Here is a 1221-nt window from a genome sequence, read left to right on the forward strand (position 1 = left end):
TGACCTGCCCCCAGGATTAGATACAACGCTCACTTAGTAATGTCGGATCCTTCACTATCAGAATTACCCTTTCTCCAGCCCGCCGCAAACTCAGACGGCGTCTGATAATTCAGCGTGGAGTGCGGGCGGCACTCGTTATAATCCTGACGCCATTCACTGATGGTTTTCCTGGCATGGCTGACGTCGCTGAACCAGTGTTCATTCAGGCATTCATCGCGAAAGCGTCCGTTAAAACTCTCAATAAATCCGTTCTGTGTCGGCTTGCCGGGCTGAATGAGCCGTAGCTCCACGCCATGCTCAAAGGCCCATTGATCGAGCGCGCGGCAGGTAAACTCCGGGCCCTGATCGGTTCTTATCGTCGCCGGATAGCCACGAAACAGCGCAATGCTGTCCAGAATACGCGTGACCTGCACGCCTGAAATCCCGAAGGCAACGGTGACCGTCAGGCACTCCTTCGTGAAGTCATCCACGCAGGTCAGGCACTTGATCCTGCGACCGGTGGCCAGCGCATCCATGACAAAATCCATCGACCAGGTCAGATTCGGCGCTGCCGGGCGGAGCAGCGGCAGACGTTCTGTTGCCAGCCCTTTACGACGACGTCTGCGTTTTACGCCGAGTCCACTCAGATGGTAGAGCCGGTATACTCGCTTGTGATTAACATGAAGCCCTTCGCGGCGCAGCAGCTGCCAGATGCGGCGGTAACCAAAACGCCTGCGCTCCAGCGCCAGTTCGGTGATGCGCCCGGATAAATGCGCATCCGATGCCGGACGCTGCGCTTCGTAACGGCAGGTCGACAGGGACAAACCTGTCAGCCTGCAGGCACGACGTTGCGACAGACCGGTCGCATCACACATCAACACCACGGCTTCGCGCTTCTGGTCTGTCGTCAGTACTTTCGGCCCAGGGCCACCTGAAGCGCCTCCTTATCCAGCATGGCTTCGGCCAGCAGCTTCTTGAGTCGTGCGTTCTCTTCCTCAAGCGACTTCAGGCGCTTAACCTCGGGCACCTCCATGCCGCCATACTTTTTACGCCAGGTGTAAAACGTGGCATCGGAAATAGCGTGCTTGCGGCAGAGTTCCCGGGCGGATACCCCGGCTTCAGCCTCGCGGAGAATACTGATGATCTGTTGGTCGGAAAAACGCTTCTTCATGGGGGTGTCCTCATGTGGCTTATGAAGACATTACTAACATCGGGGTGTACTAATCAACGGGGAGCAGGTCA

Annotated in this window: 1 protein-coding gene; it reads right to left on the bottom strand. The window is 57.0% G+C overall.

Annotation, left to right across the window (positions count from 1 at the left end):
* Positions 1-29: 29 nt before the first annotated feature.
* Positions 30-1150 (bottom strand): IS3 family transposase gene (locus EC840_RS25180; RefSeq protein ID WP_112287405.1). Its coding sequence is split into 2 segments (ribosomal slippage): positions 30-892 and positions 892-1150, totalling 1122 coding nucleotides; the frame shifts between segments, so codons are not numbered across the junction.
* Positions 1151-1221: the final 71 nt, after the last annotated feature.

The sequence above is a fragment of the Rahnella sp. JUb53 genome (assembly GCF_004346065.1).
Lineage (GTDB): Bacteria > Pseudomonadota > Gammaproteobacteria > Enterobacterales > Enterobacteriaceae > Rahnella > Rahnella variigena.